Source organism: Allobosea sp. 2RAB26 (assembly GCF_052115465.1).
GTDB lineage: Bacteria > Pseudomonadota > Alphaproteobacteria > Rhizobiales > Beijerinckiaceae > Allobosea.
Map to the genome: position 1 here is coordinate 107,841 of NZ_JBFRGS010000011.1, position 16,621 is coordinate 124,461.

Here is a 16,621-nt window from a genome sequence, read left to right on the forward strand (position 1 = left end):
CTAGCCTTGCGTGGTTTATGCCGGGTTAACGATCAGGGCCGGGAGACCTGCACGAAGCCGTCCGAACTCACCTGGGCGTCGCGCGCGATCGCAGTCAGGTCAGCCTCGACACGCCGCGCGATCGGCAGCCGGAAATGCAGCGGATCCCAGTAATTGCTATCCTGCTGCGTGACCATCGAGCGATGAGCGAAATCGGCGATGACGGCGCCGCGCCGCGCGGCGAGGGTTCGGAGCGCCTCCTTGCAGGCGGCGTAGCGCTGCCAGCCTGCCGAGCCCTCACGCGGCAGTGCCGTGAGATGAGCCGGCGGAAGAACGATCAGCTTTTTCGTCTGCCCCGGAAGTGCTGCCAGGGCCGTGTCGAGCCAGCCCAGCGCGGGAAAGCGCCAGCTTTCCCGTTCCGTCGCGTCCACCTTCGTCGCCGGCACGATCGGAGCCAGGTCTGGAGCAACGCCGCCAAAGTCGTGGAACAAGTGAGAGCGAGCCCGCGCCAGATCATACGTCTGTTCTGGTGGCGTGAACACTTCGTAGCCGTCGCGGCGGATCCGCTCAGGCAGATATCCGAGCCTATGCGCCAGAAGGCGGCCCGCGATTTCCAGCGTGGTCAGGTTGATCAGCTTCGGCCAGTCATTCCAGCGGGCGTCGTCATAGAGCCAGGGCGGAAATGGGCGCGGCGTCAGGCGTTTACCTGGTTCGGTCGCATCGGGATCGCACCATGTCGTGTCGATGCCCCAGATTACAGCCTTGGGCGTAGCCGTTTTGCGCGCGAACAACTCCGCCATCTGGACCTGCTCCCAAGGGGTGGCAGCGTTCATGGCGAGATTGGCCATGCGGACATCGAGGCCTTGCGACAGGACCGCAGGGTCGAGCAGCCGCATCGTCGATGTCCCGAAGATGGCAGAATCGAACGCGCCCGAGCGGACGAGCTGCGGGTACATGTAGCGCTGGTTGAGATCCATCAGCGGGCGCGCCGCCTGTCCGGTGGCAAGGCGCGAACCGAACGGATCCATCACCGCGATGAAGCCGAAGACAAGCAGGACCAGGGCGAGCGCCGCGCTGAGAAATGCCAGCGACCAGCACTTCCAACCCGCTGCGTCGGCAGCTTTCGAACTAGCCAATGCGAGGGGTTTCCCCGGCAAGAACCTTGCGGAAGACCGGCATGTCGATATTGCCGCCCCCAAGGACGACGCCAACCGAGGCGCCCTGGTTGAGTTCGAACTCGGCTGCTGCTGCCGCCAGCGGCGCAGCCCCGGCCCCTTCCGCGAGATTATGGGTGTCGAGATAATAGCTCCGGATCGCCTCGGCGATCGCATCTTCGCTGACGCGCACGATCCGCGCCGCGCCCTTCAGGATGATCGTGAGCGCACCGGCATCGGGCACCCGGACCGCAATGCCGTCAGCAAAGCTCGGAGCATCCTCGACCGCGACCACCTGTTTCGCCTCGACCGAGCGGGCGTAGGAATCGGCGATCTCCGAGACGACGCCGATGATCTCGGTCTTGAGGCCGAGCGCATCGCGCGCGGCAATCAGGCCGCAGATGCCGGAGCCGAGTCCGATCCCGACATAGACGCGCGTCAGATTCGGCCGCGCAGTGAAAAGCTCGAGCGCATAGGTTGCGACACCGCAGACGAGATCGCGATGGAAGGACGGCACCATCTCATAGCTGCGCTCGCGGGCGATTTGCTGAGCCGCGGCCCGGGCCTCGTCGAAATCCCGGCCGGTTTCGATCAGCTCGGCTCCGAGCGCCTTCATGGCGGCGTTCTTTTCCACAGCATTGCCGAGCGGCACGACGATCACCGAAGGCAGCCCGACTCCGCTTGCCGCCATCGCGATGCTCTGGCCGTGATTGCCGCGTGTCGCCGAGACGACGCCCTTCACATGCGGGCGCTCGCGCTTCAGTCGGTCGAGATAGACGATGCCGCCGCGCAGCTTGAAAGCCCCGATCGGCGTGTGATTTTCGTGCTTCACCACGATTTCGAAGCCGTGACGCTGCTGCAGCAGCGGCCAGGCATATTGCGGCGTTCCCGGGAAGACAGTGTCCACAAGAGCCTTGGCGGCCTTGATCTCGGACAGGGTGGGCAAATCGGTCATGCGGATCCTCCGGAGCGCTTCTGCCACATCTCAAAGCCATCGAACAATGACGGGAGTGTGCGAACGATGTTGACCGGCGGGCGGGGCGTCCGTATGTCAGCGCCCTGTGAGGGCGGGTAGCTCAGTGGTAGAGCACGTGACTTTTAATCATGTGGTCGAGGGTTCGATCCCCTCCCCGCTCACCAACAAAATCAACAAGTTAGCAAAAATTCTGAGCCCCTCCCGCTTCCCAATAGCTTCCCAATCGAGGTTTTGGGAAGCAATTCGCGACGATGGGAAGCGGGCCTAGCTAGCGACTCACCCGCGTTCGCGGCTCGCTGCATGAGCCTTTTTGAGAGCGCCGAAATAGTCAGCCCTGAGTTCCTTCAGGCGCCTATGCAAGTCATACACCCCGAACAGAAGCGCCTGAGCGCGCTCCTCCGATAGGCGGACGATTTCGTCGTCTACCCCTTCCAGGGCGCTTTCTGCCGCCTCGGAGAGCAGACTCGCCGCGAGAGTTGCGTTGCACATTTTGGGCTCAAGCCCAGAGAAGTGCCTGAGATCCACCTCGAAGGGGGCGGCAAATCGGTCATGCGCTGTCACGCGACCCGCATCACTGGATTTTGGCATGGGGTTGCTCCTGTATCGATAAGTTTGTACATTGAACAAACAGATGGTGATATTTACCACGTTTGTCAACTCAAATTTGGACAGGGTACAAATGACGCCGATTCAGATGAAGATGGCCAGGGCCGCGCTGGGCTGGGGCGTGCGCGATTTAGCCGAGAAAGCCGGCGTCACCGCGAACACTGTGACGAGGATTGAAAACGGCGCCGACGCCAAACATTCCACGATGAAGGCCCTGCGCGGGGCGTTGGAAATTGGCGGCGTCGTGTTCCTGGCCGATGGCGAGATGGTGGACGGCGGGCCCGGTGTCCGGCTTCAGAGACTGGGCGAGTAGCGTCAGCCGCGGCGACGCCCGTATCGGTGCAACGCAAATCCGCGGCTGTGCAACGGAGATCCGGATCTCTAGTCGATTGTGTAAATCCGTTGCAGAACTGCGGATCCGCGTTTCTTTTTGACCGAGTAACGGGGGCGTTTGGGCCCTTAGCTAAAACGCTCATGCAATGTGCACTACTTCGCTATGCTCCTTCATGCCGCGCGTCTTCCTCGATTGATCGCAAGGCCACGATCGCAAAGGCTGGAGTTCGGTTCAGGCGAACTGGCCGGCGATAAGAACACCGGGGACAAGAAAGCTCGCGCCTTGGAGACCGCCGGCATTGCCTTCCTAGCGATAGCGAAACGATGGGCGGCGGCCCAGGCATTCGGCTCAAACGATGAGAACGCCGCATCTCTCATAAAAGCAGGATCTATCCGCTAGCGAATCGATGCACGATTGGTTCTAGCTTGCAGCTCCGTTACGTGATGTGACAGGTTCGCGCACGGGTTGCAGGGGGCAGCATGACAAAGGCGTCTGAAGTTGGCGCACGTTTTCACACGTGGGCCGAAGAGAATGGCTATTTGGCCAACGATGGCATCGACGGTCCTGGAGCGAGAAAGTCGCTCTCGTCTGTATTTCCTCAGTCAGTAGATACGGACGTCGAGCGAGCGGCCGATCAGCTTATTGCCAGGTTGCAAGTCGTTGCTGTTTTTCACGATGAGGCCTCGAACTCTGTCACCGTGTGCACAAAAGGGGCGGTTCCGTCGACCAAGGGAAAACTGCTGCCGCATGGGCTAGAGGGAGTGAACGTTCATTGGATTGGTTCCTGCCAAGTCCAGAACAATCCTCCGCCGGTTCCTACACAACCACCCAGCGCTAAGCGCGCATATGTGCACAATGGCAGTCTCTCGTGTGGTAGCTCAGTATCGCCTGCTCATGTCATTGGTGCGGGAACGATGGGATGCCTAGTCAGAGACGGCCAAGGAAAGCTCTACGGCTTGTCCAATAACCATGTGACCGGTGGATGTAATCACATGGAAGCCGGGATGCCAATCTTGTGCCCCTCCGGCTTCGACTCAAGTGCTGACGCACGTCATCCAGTTCCACGCGCGATCGGACGGCACTCTCGATCAATTCCGATCTTGAGCGGCGATCCCAAAATAGTTCAACCCCAGAAGCACGACGCGGCAATATTCGAAATCCTTGAGCAGGATCTGGTATCCTCACAGCAAGGGGACTCGTCGATCGCGACTTATGATACCCCTAGCCGGTTGGCATTCCCGAACCGTGGCACTAGGGTGAAGAAGGTCGGCAGGACCACCGGACTGACCCACGGCACGGTAGTCGGTTCGCTGTCGGCTCCCCTGATGGTGCCATATTCGGCGGATAGATTTAAGGCTCAGGTGTATGTGACCGGAGCTGTTGCCATCGAGGGTGACAACGGAGAGACGTTCTCGGAACCTGGTGACAGCGGTTCGCTTGTAGTTTCTGAAGACGGATCTGTTGCGATTGGACTTATTGTGGCGGGCATGAACCGACTTTCGATCGTTCTGCCGTTGGAAGAGACTCTTAACGAGTTTGGGGTGACGCTCGTCTCTGCATACAGGACATGAACATGGCCTTGCGAGATCATATTGGCACGGAATTGCTGAGTTTCTTAGGCCTAAAGCCTTGGCAGGCCATGGTCTTGCAGGACCGCGCGCGCCGGCCGACAGAACTGCATGTTTACGTTATCGACCCGGCAGTGGACCCTAGAAGCTTCTCATCAATCCAAGAGTGGCGAAGCATGAAGGTCGTAGTCGAGCGGGGCGCGGAGCCTCGCCTGCACTAAGTACGGGCGCCCGCTCGGAGCAATCCTATCGGGTGACCACCTGATGGCGCCAACGCCTCGCGTTTCGTGCATTCACTACCGCCCGATCGGCATTAGCGCTCTCCAGCAGCGCCCGCCGTTGCAAGGCGGGCTGGCGATGTTCGGCCATCGCTGCGTCGAGATCACCCACGAAGCGGAGCGGTCGTCCCTGCTGGTCTTGGAGCGGCACGTACATGCCGCTCGGCGCCTGGACCACGACGGGATACGTCGGCGGCTTGCCGGCGGTGAACTCCGCGCCGGTTCGAGCGTCGGCAACGAGCATGCGGGGCGCGGCGATCATCGCGTCGATCCGATCGACCTCCGCGCGCTGCTTTTCCGTCATTGCCAAGCGATCCGAGGCCCGCTCTCTACGCCTTGCTGGGTCCGGTGATGTGCGAGGGTGGAAGCCCTTGTCATCCGGAGGGGCGCCCAAGTCTGATGTCCGCCCGAGGGCCGCACGCACATCATCATCGAGCTGCTTGGCCAGCCAGGCGTGTGAGCGGTCGATGGAGGGGTACGCCGGAGAGAGCTCAGGCGCGTACTTGGTCAGTTGACCGCCATTCAGCGCCGAAGGTGCCCAGACTCGGCCAAGCCGCCTGACGGCGAGTTCGCGGGCTTTGCTCTCGTCGCCGACTTCGGCATAGGCCGCCGCGAACTCCTCGCGGAATTCGTTCTGCAAGAGCACCGCCTGGCGTCCAACTGCGGGCACGCTCGGGCCCGTGAACGGAATCCAGCTTGTCCCGAAGTATCCGACAACGTCGGCCGGCGAGAGGCTCTTGACCTTGGTGTAGGCGTCATCGCGGAGCTGATCGCGGGCCTTCTGCATGGCCGGATCGTTGTAGCGAGCGGCCTCCCGGGCCAGATCCTCCGAGGTCATGTATTGCGATCGGACCATCCACGCCGCGAGCCGGTTCTCCACGTCCTTCCCAAAGCGCTGGCCAAATCCATCCGGGTCACGACGCTGCTCCGCGTCCATAAGCGAGAACGCGACGGACATCTTTGCGGGATCGCCCGAGCGCGACATGCCGATGAGGGCGTCACGCATCTGGGTCTCGGCCATGACCAAGCCGAACTGCTCCGGAGGCAGGGATGCAAGCTGGCTCGCGACCATCTCGCGCTGGCCGGGAAGCCCGTTCGTCCAGACGCCCAGGACCGCGGAAAGATCGGCGCCTGAGAGGACCGGCTGTGGCTGGCCAGTACGAGCGGTGATCGAAGTGGCGACATCGCTGCGCGCGGCAAGCCCCGCCTGAAGGACTGCGGGCGAAGAGAAGTCGAGGCCAGGCAGTGGCCCGTTCGCCCATCCACGGCGGGCAGCCTCCTCCCAGGGGCGTTCCTGCAGAGCCTTTGCGCCGCGATCGAATGCCTCCTTCATGGCTTCGGCACGCTGCTGGACGAGGATCGGCGCGCCCTGCGCCTTCGCCATTGCATCCTGCACGAGTTGCGCACCGATCGTGGACGGCTCGCCGAGCGCGATCAGTGCGTCATCGTGGCCTCGCGCCCTGGCGACCAACTGATCGCGCGTGCGGCCGAGCTGGTCGGGAAACTGTTCTGCCATCTGGAGGAAGGCTGCAAAGGTCTGGCTGTCAGGCAACATCCCCTTATCGATGCCGGACGAGATCGCATCGGCGACGCGACTAGCGGCAGCGATGGTCTCCTTTTGGTCGGCAACCTGAGTGTGGATCCAGATCGAGCCAAGATACGGATTGGCGGCAATCTGCTGGGGCGTGAAAGGCGCCCCAGGTGAAGTAACAGCCGGAACCTGCGCCGAGGCGCCATCGAATTTGCGGATCCACTTCATGGCGAATTGGCCCGCGGTCATGTCTAGCGTGCCTCCGTTCCCGAGCACGGCGCGCTCGCCGACGACATCCACTGCCCGGGCATTCGGCTCCTTCAGCAGCGACGCCGCGCCGCCCGCACCCTGCTGGTGCGCGAGGTACAATTCGCCCTCTGTGGGCTCTCGTCCGATCGAGGCGCGCAACTGGTTGCGGTTGGCGACAGTTAGGCGCGCCGCCGCATCGGCGTTCGCCGCCGGATCACGAGGGTTCTGCCCTGGCCCATACTGACGCCATGTCGAGGGAATGAACTGGAAAAGTCCGGTCGCCTTCGAGCCCTCATTGAAGGCGTTCGGATCAAAGCGCGACTCGATCTGCGCGACCTTCGCCATGAAGCGCGGGCTCACCCCGTGCTTGGCTGCGGCATTGGTGATGATGGTGTCGACACCCGCGGGCGCGGATGCGGGCGGCGTGCCCGACACGCCACCGATGCCGGCAAACAGCTTCACCTCCTGCTCGTCGGTCAGTCCAGTTCCGCGCCGGAGAGAAGCGATGCTTCGCGCGGCGTTTAGCTTCAGCACCGATTCAGCGTCGCCGAGTTTCTGCGCGGTGTCGAGCGCATCATCGATTTGCGCATCGGGAATCTGGACCTTGCTTTGAAGGCCGGTCACGATCGTGCTTACGACGTTCCGATGCGCGGCCACCTGCGCCTTTGTCTCCCCGTCGAGATACTGAAGCCGCGCCAGGCCGGACGAATAGAACGCTGCGCGCTGGCTGTTCGAAAGGCTCAGCTTCTCGTTGTTCAGGATTTCGTCAGTCAGGTACTTTTGGGCTGAGGCCTTGCCTCGCTTGTCATAGGTGCGGTCGACTTCACCGACGATGCTCTCGCCGATCGCCTGGGACTGAACGCGTTCAATCTCGCTCTTCACCCGGGCTGCGGGATAGCCGTATGCCGGGTTCTTCCCGAGCTCCTCGTAAAGGGTTCGATTGCGCGCCAGGGCCTCCGCCACCTCGGGCGTGCTCATGCCGCCCTTTCGTGCCAGAGCGAAGAGGGTGTTCTGATTGTCCTCGATCTGCGTCGTGACGGCGATCCTGGCGTTCTCGCGATCAAGCGCAACGGCACGGTTTTGGATCGTCAGGTAGTGCTGCTGCTGAAGCTTCTGAGCTTCATCCAGCACAAGCGGCCGCAGCTCCTTAGCGCTCTTTCCGAGACCGGCGATGTACGTCTTTGCCGCGGCATCAAACGCGGCGGGGTCGTTTGGGTGCTTGGCGGCGAGTTCTTGTATGCCTCGCGCGGCTTCCGTCTGCCATCGTGAGACAAACCCCTGTCTGGCCGCCGCATTGAAGGCGCGATCTGCACCCGATATCGCAAACGGGCGCTGCTCGAGGGTGGGTTCACCGTTCGCGTCGCGCCCCACAGCCGCCAAGCCGGCCGCCTGCGCTTCCGGCACCGACGCAAGGTCGAGCTTGTCGGCGAAAGCGTCAAATGCCTTTCCGACACCGCGCAACGCCTGGCCCATTTCGATGCCGGGCCGTGCGATCTCGTCAGCCGATATCGTGCTGGTGGGAATGGCGGCGAGGCCAATCTTGGGTTTGTTTGCGCCTGAAGCTTCGAGAATGTCGACCATCAGCCTGCCAACCATGCATATGCGGATTTCAGATCGCTTCCGATGCTACTGGCCTTACCCAGACCGGACAGGATGTCGGGAGCGGATTTCAACATTGCGGTCGCCCGCGCATTCCGAGCTGCCAACAGCGTTGCCGCAGCATCTCCTTCGAGCCCAAGCGCTTTCATCCGCTCGTTGGAAACCGCGATCATTCGTGCCCGCCGGCTCTTCTCCTCTGCCGCGTCGAACAGCGCGAACGAGGTAGGCGAGTCGAACTGGACACCCTGCGATGAGCGAATGGCGCTCATCGTGGACTGGACATCGGCGAGCTCTTCTCGGAAGGCGGCGTCGGTCTGGACTGCCCGCACGCGCCCGGCATCGGCCGCCTGCTTCAGCTTTGCCGCCTGAATCTGGGAACCAGTTTTCTTCGCGATCCCCTCGCTAACGCCCCCTGCGATGGAAAGGCCGGCTCCGGCTAGAGCCATTGAGCTCTGGCCCATCAGACGTCCTCCGCCTCGCGCGAGGGCGAATGCGGTCGGATCTGGCGCGGGCCTTCAACCTCGCCTCTGAGGTCGATCACGTAGCCCGCGATCACGTTCTGACCGCCGTTGATGGTGATGCCAGACTTCTCGGCCTCCCCCGACATGAGGCGAACCGCCTCCAGGGACACCTTCTGCTGCGCCGCTGTTGCGCCGTCCTGAAGGCCGCGATCGCGAATAGTCTTCATCAGCAGCTGGTTTCTCGGCTTCTCGCCCTCCGCGAGCGCTTCGCACCGGCGCAGGAGCTCCCGGCGAACCGCGGGATCGGCCATCAAGCGCCGGGCCCTATTGGCACGAAGCCCGGCGGCCAGGGCCGCGTCCGTGATCTTCTCGCCGAGCAGCATGTGATCGAGAAAGCGTTGGACCTTGGGAATGGACAGAACGGTTCGGCCGCCATCCGTTACCCGCGCAGTCAACTTCCGCGCCTTCTGGTCAATCGTCAGGTCCCGGCTCATTCGCGCCCCCCGCCAGGGGCTACGCGGCGCCGTCCGACGTATGCGGCGATGTCAGTGGGGTCATAGCGGACCGACCGATTGATCTTGAAGAAGGCCGGCCCCTGCCCGCGCTCTCGCATCTTGCGCAGGGCAGTTGGCTTTACACCGAGTGCTGCGGCGGCCTCGGATTCTCTCAGATGTGGTCGTGCGTCGTCGGCGAGCAGCATCGTGACCTCCAATTCGTCACGAGTGTCGCCAAGAGTCACAATCGGCGCACCGCACAGGTCGGGCCGTTGACACTCCGGCACGCTTTCGACTGATCGCCGCGCCTACGGCAAATCGAGACCAGCAATCGGCGGCGAGCTCGGTCCCGCCGACTTGTAGGCGGTCGCAATCAGCAGCGACGAGTTCGTGATGCCGCCGCCGTGATTGATGCCGCCCTGAGGCGTGCAGAAGCCGTTAAAAGCATTCGTGTTGTTGATTAGAAGTTGGCCGAACACAGCGCCGAGAAAATCGATACCGTCGTTCCGCTCGCTTGCGCCAGACGAATTGCCGATAAGGGATATTTTCGACGTACCGCCGACACCGTTGCACAGAATCGTGCTGAACGATGATCCGCGCACGTTGCGGATCATTAGCGCATCGGTCGTCGTGCCGAAGGTAATGACCTTACTGATATGACAGTCGCGCAGACCATAAAGGACGGTTTCGACCACGAAAGCGTCACCCGCCGCCGCATTCGGACTAAGCGAGCTCGCCATCGTAATGGTATTGCTGGTATTGGCTGTAATTAGACGTGTCTGCCCTACCGCCGCGCCGCTCGTGAAGCGTACCTGGACCCTACCATTGGCGAATTGGTTATTTCCGTAGCTCGCTCCTGATGCGGTGAGTACGTTGGATCCGGGTGCAACCGAGAGCGTGCCGAACACGATCGGAGCGCCGCGGGGGGCGCCGTCGAGAAACAATCCATATGACCACCGGCCCGTCGATTGGTAGGTGATCCAGAGGTTGTCGATCTCAAGCCCGTCCGGTGCATAGCCGTTCGCATGGCCCTCCGCACGTACCGCCGCGAAAGGACTGATTGAGCCCGGAACTTGGATGAACAGATTTCGGACGCCGCCGCCGCCGCCGTTTTGGCCGGTGAAGTAAAAGCCGGAACCGGCGTGGTTCACGCTGACGACTGTCGAAGAGCGATCCTCGCCTTCATAGAGCATTCCGCGATCGAGCACGTTGGGAGCCGAATTCTGGACCCAGACTCCGCGCGGGACGAAAACACGGCGCCAACCCTCGGCTGTTGCAGCCACGAGCGCGGCGTTCATTGCCGCCGTCATGTCTGAAAAAGTCCCGAAGTCGAGGAGATCGGGCCCCACGCGCAGACGCCTTCTGATCGCCGGCAGGGAAATCAGATCGTTGGCCGCCGGCAGGCTGGCGAGCACGTCAAATTCTAACCTCGCGATCCGCGCCGCCTTCGTCATCCATCAATCCTTTCAGGAGGTTGCTTATCGGGTTTAGTGCAGGCCACCGGCGGGCTCGCCGCCGGCCAATATTTGAAAGTGACCGGCTTCGATTTTGATCGCCGCCTGGCGAAATAGGTTTGCCGCTTCGCTCGATCCGACGAGGAGGCAAAGATGGGCTCCGGCAAACGTCAGGAGGCGATTCAAGATTATGTCGGGGTTCGCCCCAACGTTGCGCGCCATCTTCTCGATTGCGCGCTCAATGATCAGATCGCATCCATCGGAGACGTCTGCGGAATTGGGTGGTGCTGTCATGGTGACTGCCTTTCGTCACCACTGTCACCGGGCGTCGCAAATCACGCACCGCACACGTCCGGCTAGGAGCTAGGCGGCCGTCTCCTGCGGGGCGTCGGAGCGCGCTCCCAATTTTCCTTCGCCCGCTCGTCCTCGAACGGCATCTCCTCGTCGTGCACGCCATAGCGCCGATCAAAGAACTGGCGCACCGCTGGGAAATAGCGGCCGCCGTATTGGAGGCTGACCCGCGGTAGGCCGGCTTTCTCCTCGGCCTTCGCTATCGCCGGCCACATATGCGCCCGGTCCTTGCCGAGCAGGAGATGGCCGAGCTCCTTTTCATCGGGGAAAAGACAGGATGGTTGCGGGAACTGCGATCGTTTCCTCGTCACGCGCGCCCCCCTCGTGAACGCTGTCCCCGAGGACGGAATGTCTCCCCACGCGTTTCGTCCGGCTCGACCGCGGCCAAGCTCGTCGTGTCACGCTGCCGTCGCCGTTCGTAGAAGGCGACGATGTCGAGCCAGGACCGTCCACCATAGAGCGGGTCCACGCGCGGGAAGCCGTGGCGCTCCTCGATCATTGCGATCTCCGGCCACAGTTGTGCCCGCCTGGGGCCCAAAATCAGCAGTGCAAGTTCTGTGTCGTCCGGATACAGGCAACTCGGCTCAAGCCGCGTGTGAAGCCTACGGTCGGACTTCATATCGTCAGCGAAGCAGGGCCCAAGCGATTGCAGCGAGAATAGGCAGGCCGAGCCACATGGGCATCTCGGGAGTTTTCTTTCGCCCGCGCTTCTTCTTCAAATAGTCGGGCTTGGAAACAACCACTTTGGACTGACCGTTCCCCAAATTGTGGGTAACCCGCGTGCCACCTCCTGCGAGATAGGTCGTCGTGGATCCCTTACCTTTCACCGACCACGAACTCGGGGCGCCATTGCGCTTCAAGTTTTCGTAGTGCCCCGGCGACGTTTTTCTCCGCTTGACGCGGTTGACGATTTTTGAAGTTTCCATCTCGCGTGCCCCCCAACGGCGATCTCTTCCGCAATTCATGGCACAACAGCGTAGGAGGTAAAGGCTTCAAATAACCCGGCTAAAAATAAACTGGAAACCTCAATATTCCAGCGGGTCAGTCGCGTAGGCGCGGTAGGACGTCTACGATGGCGCGCCGATTTTCCCTCCCCCGCCCCCGTCACTCGCGCGTCTGAGATTGAGGGGGTGCCCTCGGAGCGAAACGAAGCGCTCGCGGGGGCGCCACCAGCGGCCAGGATGACTGATCGGCAAGGTGCCCTGCTTCCCAAATCGAGGCTTTTGCTTCCCATCGCAGATAAATCATTGATATTGCTGATCGACCACCTGATGACCAATCACGTGGACGGCCGCAGCATGCGTTTTAAAGCTCGAAGTCGGCTCCGACGCGTCATCAGCCTGGCGATCGATCCCATGCTGCGGCCAGCGGCGCGAATACCTGGGCGCTCACTTGCGCGCCTGAACCACCTCATTCCGTGCTGTTCAGTACCATCATCGGCGCGTCGTGGGGCAATGCGGCTGATCGTTGTGGTGTCCATCGGCTAGCCATTGCGACGGCCAGTCCTCGCGCACGCGTGAGACGATGAAAGCGAAAGCATTTCAGCGAGTTCGTCGATCGATCGAAAATCGGTCGGAACGACCAGCCTGCGCGGCGACTGAGCGCTGATAGTACGTGACATCAGGAGGACCGTTTATGTCTCTTTTATTCCTCCTTTATCTCTCCTTTATGTCGACATTCGCGAACGTCCCTTTATGTCGACGCTCCCTTTATGTCTGCATGTCAGGCCTTTATGTCGACGCGCGCGATTGAGCCTTTATGTCTACATGCTGTCGGGCGATCACATCTTGCCATCGATATGAGGGCGACGCAGGATCGACCGGCGGCCGAAGCACACAGATTAAAATGCGGGCCGCTCGGGGGGGCATCATGAAATTGATTTTGGCCGCGGCGCTAATCGTCGCTGCAACACCTGCGTTTGCGCAGTACGGGAACGGATCGCGGGGCTCGAGCAACTACGGGTATGGAACCGGCTCGAACTCGAACAGCAATTACGTGCAGCCGTACTCGCGCTCTGACGGCTCATCCGTCGGCGGTCACTATCGCACCAATCCGAACAACACGACGTCGGACAACTACGGCACGCGCGGCAACTACAATCCTTACAGCGGGCAGGCCGGACGCCGTGGCGGCAGCCTCTACTGAGAATTTGAACCGTCGGGTGAAGTCCTAAAAAGGAGATTGATGTGCCGGTCAGCGAGCGCAGCGTCCAGGTTGGGAAGTGCTATGTCACAACCACAATGCAGGTTCGGAAGGTGATCGAGCGAAACGGTGCCTCTTTGAAGTACGTTTCGCGCGGACGCACAGATCAAGGAGGATTCTCCTCGGCCCATGTAACGGTCGGCGTGGGCTCCTTCGTCCGTGACGTCGATCGAGAAGTTACCTGCGACTGGGATCCCAACTATCCTGAACGCCAGGTCTAAAAGCCGATCTCGTCGTCGAAGGTGGGATGCGTCGCCGGGCGGTCACCCTTCATCGGATGGGCGCGGCTCGGCTTTCTGACGGATTTGGAGCGGCGTGGAGAGGGCGAGGCAGCGGCGGGTCTTGTCGTTACTGCTGCTGTAGCTCCCGGCGGCTTCGGCGCCCTCTCCTCGATGAAGCAGTCCCACATCGCGCGGGCGCCGTATTCAGGCTCGGCATCGGATCGATAGATCACGATTTGCGCCGAGCCGAGCCAGCCACGAAAATGCGATCGCCCGTCGTCATCGACGTATTGGCGCAACGTGCAGAGCTTGGCGCGCGGCATTCGCATGACGGCCTCAATGATAAAGCGGCTCGGGATCGTCGTCGGTGCGGATTAGGCCTGACGAATAGTCGGCTCGCATCCGTTCAAGCTCGGCGAGCCATGTCTCGTGAATCCGGATAAGGGCCTTGATCCGGTTCCGCGCCATGCGGAGCACTTTCAGCCGCCGCGTTTTGTTGCGGTTGGCATCTGCGAGCACGATTGAGACGAGAAGGCACGCGGTCTGAAGATCGCGGACATGCTCGATCCATGCGGCCTCAGCCTGGTCGATCTCACGCTCGATAGTGGCGAGGCTCATGAGCTATCCTCAAGAGGAAGCCCCGGCGCTGGGCCGGGGCAAGAGGCGACCAGATCAGAGGCCTCGCTGGCGGAGGTATTCGGCATGGGCCGCCTCCTGCCGCTTGCGATTGGACCGCACGGCTGGGTGATTATCCGGTAGGACGGCGCCGAGTGTCTGAGCATCATGCTCGGCGATTGAACCGCAGCCGCCGGGGATGAGCTGGAACGTCGTGTCGAACTTCCTGATACCGGCAGCGGCCAAGGCCGTACCGACGATGCCGCTGACTTGCTGGACCGAACGATTGTCAGTCAGATCGATGAACGTGCGGAAGGCGTCGGCTGCAGCGTGACGCTTCTCCAGCGCCGCGACGAACGCCCGCAGAGCCTCATCGGCTTCATCGGAGGCCTTGAGCACTTCGAGCGCACGCTCCCGAGCGGTCTGTCGCCGCGCTTCCTTGTGCTCTCGATCGCGGTGTGGAGCGTCGTCGTCCCAATGCTGCTGCGAGTCCGCGATGGCCGTTTCGAGAGCTCCGATCTCGATGGCAAGATCTCGTTCCGTGTCGTCGAGCTCCAGCGCAGCCGTCTTCGCACCGGCCTTTCCCGTGACGACATCGCGGGCGATTGCCGCTTTCTTGCCGGTGATCTCGTCGCGCTCCCGGCGCTTTGCCACCAGCCGAGTGTTGAACTCGTCGAGTTCGGTGAGCAGGGCTTCCCGCTCGGTTTTCGTCAGTGCCTTCATCGGTGCTGTCCTTTCGGTTTACGGCTCTCCCGCCGCGGGGTTTCGGGATTGGTGATGACGAACTGGATTTCCGGCGGCATGCGGCCGGAGATGATTGCGAGCTCGGTGCGGAGCTGGTGCGCGTACGCGACTTGATTGGCGTCACGCAGAAGCTGATCAAGGACGCGCTGGCGCTGATGCTGAACACGTTCGTTGCGTGTCATGGCGTCAGCCCTCGATAGTGGGCCGACCAGCGATCGAAATCCTGATTGAGCCGGGCAAGCCATCGGGACGTCATGGCCGTTTGGGCACGGTACCGTAGGCGAGCGATGCCGACACAGGCCACGTTCGCCATGTGCCTCGGCACCACGGCCAAGAGTTTGCCTTGAGAAGTCAGCCCCCGCGCCAGGCCCTCGGGCAAGAGCAGTTCAGCAGCGATCGTCGACGCGGCCGCTAATCGCATCTCGACATCGACACCCGCGAGGGGGTCGATTGGATGGAGGATTTCCGAATCCTCGCTCTCGACGAGATGAGGAACAATCGTCAGCAGCCCAAGATCCAGTAAGGTCTGCGCGTCAGACCAGAAATTCTGACCCGCGGCTTTTGTCTTTTCCCTTCCGTACCCTAGGCGTTCGATAAATGCCCAGGACGTGCTAGCGGGCGACTGTTCATCCTCCTCAAACACGATGGCTTCGTGAGCGCCGGCTGAATAGCGCTTGGCGATCCGGTATTTCCGTGCGCGGTAACCATGGTTCGCCCGCCAGTCGATGCCGCTGAAGAGCTCGAGGTTCTGTTCGCCGTAGGCCAGAACGGCGGCGCGTAGCAGCGATGCGCGCGCGCCTTGACGCAGCAGCTTCAGTGGCGGTGTTTCTCGATCGACACCTTGGACAAAGCTATTCGGCAGATAGAGGAGATCGCCCGCACCGACCTCCCCGGTCTCGGGATCATGCCAGGGCGCGATCCGATAGACCCCCGCGGCCTGGCGCTTGGCCTCGTTCGTCCTCTGGATAATCCCCGATGCGATCAGGCCATCAAGTACCTGCTTTGCCCTCATCCAACGGAGGCCTGTCCTCTCTTCGATAGCCGTAACACCCCATCGGCAGGGGCGATTGGGATGACCGGCACCACGGGAGATGACGATAAACACGGCCATCTCTGCGACCCCGAGCGCCGCGACCTCAAGGAAGGTCCGCCGATCCATGCAGAAGAAGTCACCCGTGCCAGCCTTGTCGCTGGCGTCGGCATCAATCTCCTGTTGGGGCGTGAGAGTGAGCATCGGCTAGCAGCCTCAGGCGCTCGCTTGCTGGTTAATGCCTTCACGGGCGATCCGTTCGAACTCGGACTCCATGATCACCTTCCGGCGCGGGGAGATCTGAATGGCGCGGACCTTGCCAGCCGCAACGAGGCGGCTGGTCGTGCGTTCGCTGATATCGAAACGGTCGGAGAATTCCCGGAACGTCATGCCGCGGTCGCGACGCGGCTTGGCGGAGGGCACGAGGTTCATAATCTGCTCCCTGTCTCAGTGGATCGAGACAGAGACTGACACTGGCGTGGTTTGTCGGCACCGCACACACCACGCCAGGCAAACAAGATTTGTGATTTCAAAGAGTTAGTTCGCCACCCTCTCCTTGCGGTGCTTGGCCCAGCGGGCGCGGGCGGCTTTGCGGGCGGATTGCCGGCGCTGAGCCTCTGTCATTCGCTGAGCCCGCGCTTGGCCGCCTTTGCGGGCACGATCGGCTCGGAACTTTCGGCCTCGTCCAGACGCATCCTCGTCGTATGCTTTTATATTCGCTCGTAATTTTCTATTCGTGCTTGCAGCAGGCATCGCCGCAATTTCGAGCCCCAGC

20 protein-coding genes and 1 tRNA gene are annotated in these 16,621 nt (G+C 61.8%); 4 read left to right on the plus strand and 17 right to left on the minus strand.

The features are described 5' to 3' along the window. Positions 1-32 precede the first annotated feature (32 nt). Positions 33-1,115, minus strand: coding sequence for a hypothetical protein (locus AB4118_RS21435; protein ID WP_441491642.1), 1,083 nt, complete (start codon positions 1,113-1,115; stop codon positions 33-35). Beyond that, positions 1,108-2,088 carry a threonine dehydratase gene (locus AB4118_RS21440; protein ID WP_441491643.1) on the minus strand — a complete coding sequence of 327 codons (981 nt, stop codon included), beginning with the start codon at positions 2,086-2,088 and terminating at the stop codon, positions 1,108-1,110. Before AB4118_RS21440 ends, AB4118_RS21435 begins: the two co-directional genes overlap by 8 nt. 110 nt (positions 2,089-2,198) lie before the next feature. On the opposite strand from AB4118_RS21440, the gene AB4118_RS21445 reads away from it, so the two are divergent. Then, positions 2,199-2,273: transfer RNA gene (locus AB4118_RS21445), tRNA-Lys, on the plus strand. Between the two features lie 112 nt (positions 2,274-2,385). On the opposite strand, the gene AB4118_RS21450 is transcribed toward AB4118_RS21445, so the two are convergent. Next, complete coding sequence (locus tag AB4118_RS21450) at positions 2,386-2,697, minus strand: hypothetical protein (protein ID WP_441491644.1); 312 nt, start codon at positions 2,695-2,697, stop codon at positions 2,386-2,388. A gap of 91 nt (positions 2,698-2,788) precedes the next feature. Between AB4118_RS21450 and AB4118_RS21455 the strand changes: the two genes are divergently transcribed. Together AB4118_RS21455 and AB4118_RS21460 are read left to right on the plus strand one after the other, a co-directional pair. Further along, entirely contained in the window at positions 2,789-3,028 is a 240-nt protein-coding gene (locus AB4118_RS21455) for a helix-turn-helix domain-containing protein (RefSeq protein ID WP_441491645.1), read from the plus strand. A 500-nt stretch (positions 3,029-3,528) separates the two neighbouring features. After that, positions 3,529-4,620, plus strand: coding sequence for a chymotrypsin family serine protease (locus AB4118_RS21460; RefSeq protein WP_441491646.1), 1,092 nt, complete (start codon positions 3,529-3,531; stop codon positions 4,618-4,620). 243 nt (positions 4,621-4,863) lie between these two features. Here AB4118_RS21460 and AB4118_RS21465 read toward each other — a convergent pair whose 3' ends face one another. The 8 genes from AB4118_RS21465 to AB4118_RS21500 form a co-directional block, all read right to left on the minus strand. Beyond that, a complete protein-coding gene (locus tag AB4118_RS21465) occupies positions 4,864-8,256 on the minus strand; it encodes a transglycosylase SLT domain-containing protein (RefSeq protein ID WP_441491647.1) in 3,393 nt (1,130 codons plus the stop codon). Beyond that, on the minus strand, positions 8,256-8,735 hold the full coding sequence (locus AB4118_RS21470; RefSeq protein WP_441491648.1) for a hypothetical protein: 480 nt from the start codon (positions 8,733-8,735) through the stop codon (positions 8,256-8,258). Before AB4118_RS21470 ends, AB4118_RS21465 begins: the two co-directional genes overlap by 1 nt. Continuing rightward, on the minus strand, positions 8,735-9,118 hold the full coding sequence (locus AB4118_RS21475; RefSeq protein WP_441491649.1) for a hypothetical protein: 384 nt from the start codon (positions 9,116-9,118) through the stop codon (positions 8,735-8,737). Before AB4118_RS21475 ends, AB4118_RS21470 begins: the two co-directional genes overlap by 1 nt. Before the next feature lie 107 nt (positions 9,119-9,225). Continuing rightward, positions 9,226-9,435, minus strand: coding sequence for a helix-turn-helix transcriptional regulator (locus AB4118_RS21480; RefSeq protein ID WP_441491650.1), 210 nt, complete (start codon positions 9,433-9,435; stop codon positions 9,226-9,228). A gap of 102 nt (positions 9,436-9,537) precedes the next feature. Next, the gene (locus tag AB4118_RS21485; RefSeq protein ID WP_441491651.1) at positions 9,538-10,683 is read right to left on the minus strand and encodes a hypothetical protein; all 1,146 of its coding nucleotides are present in this window, start codon (positions 10,681-10,683) and stop codon (positions 9,538-9,540) included. Positions 10,684-10,716: 33 nt separating this feature from the next. Beyond that, positions 10,717-10,977 carry a hypothetical protein gene (locus AB4118_RS21490; RefSeq protein ID WP_441491652.1) on the minus strand — a complete coding sequence of 87 codons (261 nt, stop codon included), beginning with the start codon at positions 10,975-10,977 and terminating at the stop codon, positions 10,717-10,719. Positions 10,978-11,039: 62 nt separating this feature from the next. Continuing rightward, positions 11,040-11,345, minus strand: coding sequence for a hypothetical protein (locus AB4118_RS21495; RefSeq protein ID WP_441491653.1), 306 nt, complete (start codon positions 11,343-11,345; stop codon positions 11,040-11,042). A 312-nt stretch (positions 11,346-11,657) separates the two neighbouring features. Then, entirely contained in the window at positions 11,658-11,960 is a 303-nt protein-coding gene (locus tag AB4118_RS21500; RefSeq protein ID WP_441491654.1) for a hypothetical protein, read from the minus strand. Positions 11,961-12,903: 943 nt separating this feature from the next. On the opposite strand from AB4118_RS21500, the gene AB4118_RS21505 reads away from it, so the two are divergent. Further along, positions 12,904-13,179: a hypothetical protein gene (locus AB4118_RS21505; RefSeq protein ID WP_441491655.1), complete on the plus strand. Its 276-nt coding sequence runs from the start codon at positions 12,904-12,906 to the stop codon at positions 13,177-13,179. A 274-nt stretch (positions 13,180-13,453) separates the two neighbouring features. Here the strand turns inward: AB4118_RS21505 and AB4118_RS21510 are convergent, their stop codons facing one another. The 6 genes from AB4118_RS21510 to AB4118_RS21535 are packed head-to-tail and all read right to left on the minus strand — an operon-like array spanning position 13,454 to position 16,278. After that, positions 13,454-13,786 carry a hypothetical protein gene (locus tag AB4118_RS21510; RefSeq protein ID WP_441491656.1) on the minus strand — a complete coding sequence of 111 codons (333 nt, stop codon included), beginning with the start codon at positions 13,784-13,786 and terminating at the stop codon, positions 13,454-13,456. A gap of 7 nt (positions 13,787-13,793) precedes the next feature. After that, positions 13,794-14,075: a hypothetical protein gene (locus AB4118_RS21515; RefSeq protein ID WP_441491657.1), complete on the minus strand. Its 282-nt coding sequence runs from the start codon at positions 14,073-14,075 to the stop codon at positions 13,794-13,796. A 54-nt stretch (positions 14,076-14,129) separates the two neighbouring features. Then, positions 14,130-14,795, minus strand: a complete 666-nt coding sequence (locus AB4118_RS21520) for a hypothetical protein (RefSeq protein ID WP_441491658.1) — start codon at positions 14,793-14,795, stop codon at positions 14,130-14,132. Further along, positions 14,792-14,998: a hypothetical protein gene (locus AB4118_RS21525; RefSeq protein ID WP_441491659.1), complete on the minus strand. Its 207-nt coding sequence runs from the start codon at positions 14,996-14,998 to the stop codon at positions 14,792-14,794. The genes AB4118_RS21520 and AB4118_RS21525 overlap by 4 nt, the downstream gene beginning before the upstream one ends. Continuing rightward, positions 14,995-16,050, minus strand: a complete 1,056-nt coding sequence (locus tag AB4118_RS21530; RefSeq protein WP_441491660.1) for a hypothetical protein — start codon at positions 16,048-16,050, stop codon at positions 14,995-14,997. The genes AB4118_RS21525 and AB4118_RS21530 overlap by 4 nt, the downstream gene beginning before the upstream one ends. A 12-nt stretch (positions 16,051-16,062) precedes the next feature. After that, entirely contained in the window at positions 16,063-16,278 is a 216-nt protein-coding gene (locus AB4118_RS21535) for a MerR family transcriptional regulator (RefSeq protein WP_441491661.1), read from the minus strand. Positions 16,279-16,621 lie beyond the last annotated feature (343 nt).

Bases quoted from the DNA above. Each gene is read 5' to 3' on its own strand.
- AB4118_RS21440 (WP_441491643.1), bottom strand. From the start codon at position 2,088: ATGACCGATTTGCCCACCCTGTCCGAGATCAAGGCCGCCAAGGCTCTT.
- AB4118_RS21450 (WP_441491644.1), bottom strand. From the start codon at position 2,697: ATGCCAAAATCCAGTGATGCGGGTCGCGTGACAGCGCATGACCGATTT.
- AB4118_RS21455 (WP_441491645.1), top strand. From the start codon at position 2,789: ATGACGCCGATTCAGATGAAGATGGCCAGGGCCGCGCTGGGCTGGGGC.
- AB4118_RS21460 (WP_441491646.1), top strand. From the start codon at position 3,529: ATGACAAAGGCGTCTGAAGTTGGCGCACGTTTTCACACGTGGGCCGAA.
- AB4118_RS21465 (WP_441491647.1), bottom strand. From the start codon at position 8,256: ATGGTCGACATTCTCGAAGCTTCAGGCGCAAACAAACCCAAGATTGGC.
- AB4118_RS21470 (WP_441491648.1), bottom strand. From the start codon at position 8,735: ATGGGCCAGAGCTCAATGGCTCTAGCCGGAGCCGGCCTTTCCATCGCA.
- AB4118_RS21475 (WP_441491649.1), bottom strand. From the start codon at position 9,118: ATGCTGCTCGGCGAGAAGATCACGGACGCGGCCCTGGCCGCCGGGCTT.
- AB4118_RS21480 (WP_441491650.1), bottom strand. From the start codon at position 9,435: ATGCTGCTCGCCGACGACGCACGACCACATCTGAGAGAATCCGAGGCC.
- AB4118_RS21485 (WP_441491651.1), bottom strand. From the start codon at position 10,683: ATGACGAAGGCGGCGCGGATCGCGAGGTTAGAATTTGACGTGCTCGCC.
- AB4118_RS21490 (WP_441491652.1), bottom strand. From the start codon at position 10,977: ATGACAGCACCACCCAATTCCGCAGACGTCTCCGATGGATGCGATCTG.
- AB4118_RS21500 (WP_441491654.1), bottom strand. From the start codon at position 11,960: ATGGAAACTTCAAAAATCGTCAACCGCGTCAAGCGGAGAAAAACGTCG.
- AB4118_RS21505 (WP_441491655.1), top strand. From the start codon at position 12,904: ATGAAATTGATTTTGGCCGCGGCGCTAATCGTCGCTGCAACACCTGCG.
- AB4118_RS21510 (WP_441491656.1), bottom strand. From the start codon at position 13,786: ATGCGAATGCCGCGCGCCAAGCTCTGCACGTTGCGCCAATACGTCGAT.
- AB4118_RS21515 (WP_441491657.1), bottom strand. From the start codon at position 14,075: ATGAGCCTCGCCACTATCGAGCGTGAGATCGACCAGGCTGAGGCCGCA.
- AB4118_RS21520 (WP_441491658.1), bottom strand. From the start codon at position 14,795: ATGAAGGCACTGACGAAAACCGAGCGGGAAGCCCTGCTCACCGAACTC.
- AB4118_RS21525 (WP_441491659.1), bottom strand. From the start codon at position 14,998: ATGACACGCAACGAACGTGTTCAGCATCAGCGCCAGCGCGTCCTTGAT.
- AB4118_RS21530 (WP_441491660.1), bottom strand. From the start codon at position 16,050: ATGCTCACTCTCACGCCCCAACAGGAGATTGATGCCGACGCCAGCGAC.
- AB4118_RS21535 (WP_441491661.1), bottom strand. From the start codon at position 16,278: ATGAACCTCGTGCCCTCCGCCAAGCCGCGTCGCGACCGCGGCATGACG.